Below are 7863 nucleotides of genomic sequence, written 5' to 3'. Positions count from 1 at the left end.
GGGTGAGGGGGGTGAGGGGGTCACGGTCGTCCTGACTGCGACGAGAGGATCCCGGCGAGCCGGGCGTCCGCGCGCGCGGGGGAGTAGAGGTGCTCGACGACCGTGGTCGCGGCCCCTATGAGGCCGGCGTGGTCGCCGAGACGCGAGGTCACGATCTGGAGGTTGGCCGTGGTGCGGGGCATGGCCCGCTGGTAGAGCAGTTCGCGCACACCGGTCATGAACGGCACCCCGGACAGGTCCCCGGCGAGCATCAGCACCCCGGGGTTGAGCAGGGTGACGACGGTGACGAGCACCTCGCCCACCCGGCGGCCCGCCTCCCGGGCGAGCCGGATCGCGTCCGGGTGCCCCTCGGCGAGCAGCCGCCTGACGTCGGAGCCCGACGCGGCGTTGCCGTCCGCCCCGGACAGCTCCTTGGCCAGGGCCCGCCCGCTGGCCACGGCCGCCAGACAGCCGTACGAGCCGCACATGCACAGCGCGTCGGCCCGGTCGTGCACCCGGATGTGCCCGATGTCGCCGGCGCCGCCGTCGATGCCCCGGTAGACGTGCCCGTCGACGACCACGCCGGCGCCGATGCCGGTGGAGACCTTCACCAGTACGAACGCGCCGCAGTCCCGGTGGCTGGCCTGCTGCTCGGCCAGCGCCATCAGGTTGGCGTCGTTGTCCACCAGGACCGGCACCGGCCCGCCCTCCAGGCTGGTGCCCACGTGCCGCGCGTACGCCTCCTGGAGGCGCTCGCGGATGGGGTAGCGGTCCCAGCCGGGCATGATCGGCGGCTCGACCACCTGGCCGGCCTCCCAGTCGACCGGGCCGGGCACCGACAGGCCGATCCCGCAGACGCGGGAGGCGTCGGCGCCCGCCGCGGCGATCAGGTCCGGGAACCAGCCGGACACGTGGTCCAGCACATGGTCGGGTCCCTCGGTTATGTCCAGCGGCCCGGTGTGCTCGGCGAGGATCGCGCCGGCCAGGTCGAGGACCGCCGCCCGGGCGTGCCGGGTCTCCAGGTCCACGGCCAGGACGGAGGCGTGGGCGGGGTCGAAGACGATCCGCTCCGACGGGCGGCCCCCGGTGGAGGCGCCCGTGGTGTGCCGCAGCCAGCCGGCCCGGTTGAGCAGGTCGAGCCGCTGCCCCACGGTGGACCGGGACAGCCCGGTGGCGCGTTGCAGGGCGGCGCGGGTGTTGGCGCGGCCGCTGCGGATCAGGTCCAGCAGTCCGCCCGCGCTGACCGGCTGCGGCGTCGTCACACGTTCCCCCATGCGTCAGCTCTTGTCGGCGCCGCTGGTGAGGCCTTCGGTGAGCAGCCGTTCAGCGGCGAAGAACAGGAATACCACGGGGATCGTCAGCACCACCGATCCGGCCATCAGTACCGTCTTGGGCACCTCGATGCCGTTGGACAGCTGCGCGAGACCGAGCGACACGGTCCACTTGTCGGGATCGGCGGCGAGGAACAGCAGGGCGAAGAGGAACTCGTTCCAGGCGATCATGAAGACGTACAGGCCGGTCGCCATGAGCGAGGGCAGGGCCAGCGGAAGGATCACCTTGCGCACGGTCTGGAGCCTGCTGCACCCGTCCAGCGCCGCCGCCTCCTCGATCGAGTACGGGATGGTGACCAGGTAGTTCTTCAGCATGTACACCGACACCGGCACCGTCTGCGCCACATAGACCACGGCGAGGCCCACCAGGCTGGAGGACAGCCCCATCCTGGCGAAGATCACGAACAGCGGGACGGCGAGCAGCGTCGCCGGGAACAGGTAGACGGCCAGGAACAGGGCGCTGACCTGCCGGTGCCCGAAGAACTTCAGCCGGCTGACGGCGTAGGCGCCGGGCACCGCCGCGGCCAGCGTCAGCAGCACCGTGCCCAGCGACACCAGCGCGGAGTTGAGCAGGAACCGCGTGAAGCCCTGGCCGCCGTCGTCGGTGGAACGCATGACGTCCTGGTAGGTGGACACCGTGAAGTCCTTCGCGGACAGCCACAGCGACCCGGGGTCCAGCAGCAGCGCGTCGACGGGCTTCAGGGACAGCAGGAGCATGTAGGAGAAGGGCAGCAGGGTGATCACCGCGAGGAACGCGATCACCAGCCACTTCAGCACGCCGAGGACGCGTTCCTCGACCTGGGCCCGGGACAGGGCGGTCTTGCCGGTCACGCGTCCTCCTGGACCTTGTTGCCGAAGAACTTGAAGTAGAAGCCCAGCAGGATCATCAGCGAGGCGGCCAGCACGAGCGCCTGGGCCGCGGCGGCGCCGACGTCGTAGCGGGCGGTGAGGAAGTCGTAGACCCGGACGGCGGCCACGTCCGTGCCGGCGCCGCCGCCGGTCAGCAGGTAGACGTCGTCGAACTTGTTGAACGTCATGATGAACCGCAGCACGCACAGCAGCGCGATCACCGGCATCAGCTGGGGCAGCAGGATGTGCCGGAAGCGCTGGAGCGGCGTCGCCCCGTCGACGGTCGCGGCCTCCTCCAGCACGGCGGGCACGGCCTGGAGCCGGGCCAGGATGAACAGGAACGCGAAGGGGAAGTACCGCCAGCACTCGAACGCGATGACGGTGAGCAGCGCGAGCGGGATGTCGAAGTGCGCCCCGAGGAAGCTGACGTCGTACTCCCGGGTGGAGAGGAAGGCGATCGGGTCGTCCCAGCCGAACAGGCGGCGGCCCCAGTCGTTGACGACGCCGTACTGCGGGCTGAGCGCGACCTCCCACACGAACGCGACGGCCACCACGGGCGCCACGTACGGCAGCAGCATCGCGGCCCGCAGCAGGCCGCGACCGCGGAACGGCTTGCGCAGCGCGAGCGCGGCGACCAGCCCGAGCAGGACGGAGCCTGCGGTGCTGCCCGCGGTGTAGAGGAAGGTGGTCTTCAGGCTCGACCAGAAGCCGGCCGAGGCGAGCACGTCGCCGAAGTTGTCCAGCGACCAGTTGCCGAACAGGCCCATGCCCTGGATGTCGACGAGCTTGGCGTCCTGGAAGGCCAGCAGCACCGTCCAGGCGATGGGCAGGACGACCACCACCAGGACGACCAGGAAGGTGGGGGAGACGAAGGCCAGACCGGCGCGGTTGGCGCGGCTGCGGGCGGTCGCGGGGCGGCGGCCCGGCCGGCCGGGGCCGCCCGTGGGCCGGGGGGCCGGGGTCCGGCGCTGCGGTGCGCCGGCGGGGGCTGTTGTCATGGAAGGACCTTTGCGGCGTGCGTGCGGGCGGCTGCTACTGGAGGGACTGCTGAAGGTCGGAGATCTCTTCGTCGGCCTCGCGTGCCGTCTCCTCGGGCGAGGACTGCCCGCTGGTCATGGCGCCCACGGCCTTCGGCACGGGCAGCTCGCCGTTGGTCGCGCCGACCAGGGCGCCGTCGCCCTGCGTGATGCCCCAGCGGCGGAGGTCGGTGATGCCCTCGGCGAGCCGGTCGAGCAGTCCGGGCGGGTAGACCTCGTCGAACGGCTTGCGGGTGTCCACCCCGATCTCGCTGTTGCGCCAGGCGTCGAGGTAGCGGTCGGGGTCGGTGCGCGTGCCGCGCCGGACCGGGATCTTGCCCTCGGGGGCCATGCCGAACCAGGCCTCGTAGCCGTCGCTCGTCATGTACTGGATGAACTCGCGGGAGGCGGCGGTCTCGGCGGTCTTCGTCGTCACCCAGGAGGTGATCTCGCCGAACTGCGCGGGCTCGGCGGCGTCCGGACCCCGCATGGCGGTCACGATGCCGCTGTGGTCGGACAGGTAGCCGGGGTCGTCCCGGCACTCGGGGCAACTGGGCAGCGCGTCCTTGCGCAGCCCGGCCAGCTCGTCGAGCAGGAACGAGGACCAGACGATCATCGAGGACCGGCCGGAGAAGTAGGTGGCGCGGGTGGAGTCCACGGTCTGCGTGCCGGGGGCGCCGTACTCGCGGGCCAGCCGGTCGTAGGTGCGGAACGCCGTCTCGCACCGGGGTGAGTCGAGGTCCACCTCGTGGTGGTCGTCGACCAGCTGGCAGTCGTTGGCGAGCGCGATGCTCTCGAAGCTCTGCGAGGTGAAGACGTCGCCGGGGTCGGTGGCCGCCGAGACGCCGTCGTGGCCCTTGGTGGTGAGGGCCTCGGCGGCGGTCAGCGCCCGCTCGTAGGTGTCGGGCGGGGCCAGCTTCTTCCCGTCGAAGTCGTCCTGACGGTAGACCAGCAGCTGGAGCCAGGAGTCGGAGGGGACGCTGAGGCTGGTCGCGCCGTCCGAGGTCAGCTCGAGGGCGTTGGCGTTGAAGGTGTCGCGCCCGTGTCCGTCGATCACCTGCTGGGGGACGGCGGTGTTCAGCAGGCCGTTGCTGTACATCTGCCAGACCTGGCCCATCGGCACGGCGCCGATGACGTCGGGCAGTTCGCCCGCCGCCGCGGCGGACATGATCAGCTGGGGCAGCTGGCCCTCGTCGACCGTGACCAGCTCGACGTCGACCCCGGACTTCTTCTCGAACGCGGCGATCGTCTTCCGCGTCGCCGCGGCCCGGTCCGGGAGGTTCTCCAGCGACCACACCTCGATCCTGCGGTCCGGGGCGCCGGGCCCCGTGCCGTTGGTGGAACAGCCGGCCAGCAGCCCGCTTCCCAGGGCTGCCGCGACGCCGACCGCGGTCATCCGCGACCGCAGGGTCCTCAAGCGCATTGCACGTCCTCGCTCCGACTTACGTCTACTGACAGCGCATCTCAGCATCAGTTTTGCTTGTTGACAAGACATAAGTTCGGGATATCGTCGACGCAACCCGCCCCACCGCACCCTCCGGAGAGTCATCCGTGGAACGCGTCGTCCAGTTCACCGGCCCCCGTCACGTGGAGATCGCCGAACACGCGAGAGCCGTTCTCCCGCCGGGCCATCTGCGGGTGCGCACCCGCTACTCGGGCATCTCGGCGGGCACCGAACTCACCGCGTACCGCGGCACCAACCCGTATCTGACCCGCACCTGGGACCCGGAGGCCCGCCTCTTCCGCGAGGGTGCGGCCGGCATCGAGTACCCCGTGGCCGGCTGGGGCTACTCCGAGGTCGGCGAGGTCGTCGAGGTCTCCCCGGAACTGGACGGCATGCCCGGACTCCCGGTCACCGGAGACCTCATATGGGGCATATGGGGACATCGCAGCGAAGGTATCGTCCCCGCCGAGCGTGTCGTCGGTCACACGCTCCCGGCCGGACTCGACCCGCTGGCCGGCGCCTTCGCCCGGGTCGGCGCCATCGCCCACAACGCCGTCCTGGCCGGCGACATCCACCTCGGCGAGGACGTCGCCGTCTTCGGCCAGGGCGTCATCGGCCTGCTCACCACCCGACTGGCCCAGCTGAGCGGCGCCCGCGTCACCGCCGTCGACGCCCTCGACGTCCGCCTCGACACCGCACGCCGGTACGGCGCCCACGCCACGCTCAACGCCCGCACCGACCAGGTCGCCGAACGCGTCCGCGAGGCCACCGGCGGACTGGGCGCCGACCTCGCCATCGAGATCAGCGGCGCCCACCCCGCCCTGCACGAGGCACTGCGCTCGGTCGCCGTCGGCGGACGCGTCGTCGCCTCCGGCTTCTACCAGGGCGACGGCACCGGCCTGCGGCTCGGCGACGAGTTCCACCACAACCGCGTCCAGCTCGTCTGCTCCCAGATCGGCGGCGTGCCGCCGCAGCTCTCCGGCCGCTGGAGCGTGGACCGCCTCCAGCGGACCTTCCTGCGGCTGGTCGCCGAGGGCCAGGTCGACGTCACCTCCCTGGTCAGCCATGTCGTCCCGGCCGCCGACGCCGCCGACGCCTACGTCCTGCTGGACGAACGGCCCGCCGAGGCCCTTCAGGTCGTCCTGGAATTCTGAAAGCCCCGAAAGGCCCCCCCATGCTCAAGACCGCCGTACAGGAGCAACTCCTGCCCGGAGACACCCTCCAGGCCAAATGGGAGTTCGCCCAGCAGGCCGGATACGACGCGATCGAACTCCGCGGCAAGGGCGACCTGCACTTCGCCTCCCGCCGCGACGAACTGAGGCAGGCTCACCAGGACGGCGTCGTCATGCCGACCGTCTGCGTCGACATGCTCCACTTCTTCGGCGCGTTCGACGAGGACCTGCGCCGCGACGCCCTCACGCAGATGAAGTCCCAGCTCACCGTCATCGCCGAGATCGGCGGCACCGGCGCGCAGACCCCCGCCTCCTACGGCATGTTCTCCCGCCGCCTGCCGCCCTTCGAACCCCCGCGCAGCGAGGCCGAGGACCGCGAAATCCTCCTCGCCGGACTGACCGAACTCGGCGAGCACGCGCGCCGCGAAGGTGTCACGCTCTTCCTCGAACCGCTCAACCGCTACGAGGACCACATGGTCAACCGCCTCGACCAGGCCGCCGACCTGATCCGCGCCACCGGGCTCGACTCGGTCCGGATCGGCATCGACAGCTACCACATGAACATCGAGGAGTCCGACCCCGCCGCCGCGATCCTCGCCCACGCCGACCTCATCGCCCACGCACAGGTGTCCGACTCCAACCGCTTCCAGCCCGGCGCCGGCCACCTCGACTGGCGCGCCTGGCTGACCGCCCTGCACACCATCGGCTACGACGGCCACCTCGCCCTGGAATGCCGGCTCACCGGCGACCCCGTGGACGCCGTCCGCTCCGTCCCCGCCTTCCTGAAGAGGTCCGGCGCGTGAAGACCCTCCTCGGCCGGCCCGCGCCCACCGCGCCCGCAGACCACCTGACACTGCGGCGCGGTGCGGCGCGGGTCCTCCTCGGCAACTGGACCGGCACCTCCACCGTCCCCTCCCGCACGCTCTACCCCCACCAGTGGAGCTGGGACTCGGCGTTCGTCGCGATCGGCCTGCGCCACCTCTCCGTGCGCCGCGCCCAGCAGGAACTCGAATCCCTGCTCGCCGGCCAGTGGGCCGACGGACGCCTCCCGCACATCGTCTTCAACCCCGAGGTCCCGTACGGCGCCTACTTCCCGAGCCCCGACTTCTGGCAGTCCTCCCGGGCGGGACGCGCCGCGGGCGCCCCCGCCGCTCCCGAGACCTCCGGCATCGTGCAGCCCCCGGTGCACGCCCTCGCCGCCTGGCTGGTGCACCGCGCGGACCCCGCCGAGTCCGCCCGGCGCGGCTTCCTGGCCCGGGTGCTGCCCCGGCTCACCGCCTGGCACGACTACCTCCTGACCCGCCGTGACCTCGGCGGCGGGGGGCTGGCGGCCGTCGTCCACCCGTGGGAACCCGGCATGGACAACAGCCCCGCCTGGGACCGCGCCCTCGCCCGCGTCGAACCGGCCGCCGGCGCCTTCCGCCGCGCCGACCTCGACCACGGCGACCCCGCCGACCGGCCCACCGACCTGGACTACGGCCGCTACGTGCGGCTCGCCTCCACCTACCGCGCGGCCGGCTACGACGACCGGGCCACCGGCCACCGGTTCGCCCTGGAGGACCCCGGCTTCAACGCCCTCCTCGTCACCGGCGAACTCGCGCTCGCCCGCATGGCGGACCACCTCGGCCAGGACGGCGCCCGCCACCGCGAGCGCGCCGCCGAGCTGACCCGCGGGCTGGTGGACCGCCTCTGGGACGACACCGCCGGCATCTTCCGCGCCCGCGACCTCGCCGACGACACCCTCGTCGACCACCGCGGCGTCGCCGGACTCCTTCCGCTCGTCGTCCCCGGACTGCCCGCCGACCTCGTCCGCGTCCTGACGGACACCCTGGACGGCCCGCACTTCCACGCCCCGGCCACCGGTCTCGTCCCCAGCGACGACCTCACCGGGCCGACCTTCCACCCCACGCGCTACTGGCGCGGCCCCGCCTGGTTCAACACCGCCTGGCTCGTCGAACGCGGGCTGCGCACCCACGGCCGCCACGCGCGCGCCCGCACCCTGCGCGAGGCCCTGGTCAGGGAGGCAGGACGCACCGGCTTCGCCGAGTACGTCGACCCGCTGACCGGCGAGG

7 protein-coding genes are annotated in these 7863 nt (G+C 72.2%); 3 read left to right on the top strand and 4 right to left on the bottom strand.

Annotation, left to right across the window (positions count from 1 at the left end; all coding sequences use genetic code 11):
- Positions 1-20: 20 nt before the first annotated feature.
- Genes CCN29_RS18495 through CCN29_RS18480 form a run of 4 tightly spaced genes read right to left on the bottom strand, consistent with a single transcriptional unit; the run spans position 21 to position 4598 of the window.
- On the bottom strand, positions 21-1253 hold the full coding sequence (locus CCN29_RS18495) for an ROK family transcriptional regulator (protein WP_031020921.1): 1233 nt from the start codon (positions 1251-1253) through the stop codon (positions 21-23).
- A gap of 3 nt (positions 1254-1256) precedes the next feature.
- Positions 1257-2141, bottom strand: a complete 885-nt coding sequence (locus CCN29_RS18490) for a carbohydrate ABC transporter permease (RefSeq protein ID WP_086683172.1) — start codon at positions 2139-2141, stop codon at positions 1257-1259.
- Complete coding sequence (locus CCN29_RS18485; protein WP_086683169.1) at positions 2138-3157, bottom strand: carbohydrate ABC transporter permease; 1020 nt, start codon at positions 3155-3157, stop codon at positions 2138-2140. The genes CCN29_RS18490 and CCN29_RS18485 overlap by 4 nt, the downstream gene beginning before the upstream one ends.
- Positions 3158-3191: 34 nt before the next feature.
- Entirely contained in the window at positions 3192-4598 is a 1407-nt protein-coding gene (locus tag CCN29_RS18480; protein WP_086683166.1) for an ABC transporter substrate-binding protein, read from the bottom strand.
- A 128-nt stretch (positions 4599-4726) separates the two neighbouring features.
- Between CCN29_RS18480 and CCN29_RS18475 the strand changes: the two genes are divergently transcribed.
- The 3 genes from CCN29_RS18475 to CCN29_RS36005 form a co-directional block, all read left to right on the top strand.
- Positions 4727-5773, top strand: a complete 1047-nt coding sequence (locus CCN29_RS18475) for a zinc-dependent alcohol dehydrogenase (RefSeq protein WP_031020928.1) — start codon at positions 4727-4729, stop codon at positions 5771-5773.
- Positions 5774-5793: 20 nt separating this feature from the next.
- The gene (locus CCN29_RS18470; RefSeq protein ID WP_086683160.1) at positions 5794-6594 is read left to right on the top strand and encodes a sugar phosphate isomerase/epimerase family protein; all 801 of its coding nucleotides are present in this window, start codon (positions 5794-5796) and stop codon (positions 6592-6594) included.
- The coding region (locus CCN29_RS36005) for an MGH1-like glycoside hydrolase domain-containing protein (protein ID WP_086683158.1) at positions 6591-7863 on the top strand (1273 nt) is incomplete at its 3' end. The genes CCN29_RS18470 and CCN29_RS36005, both read left to right, overlap by 4 nt.

The sequence above is a fragment of the Streptomyces pseudogriseolus genome (assembly GCA_002154585.1).
In the GTDB taxonomy this organism is placed as follows: Bacteria; Actinomycetota; Actinomycetes; order Streptomycetales; family Streptomycetaceae; genus Streptomyces; species Streptomyces pseudogriseolus.
The sequence above is the reverse complement of the archived record's forward strand: the minus strand, read 5'-3'. Positions and strand labels throughout refer to the sequence as shown.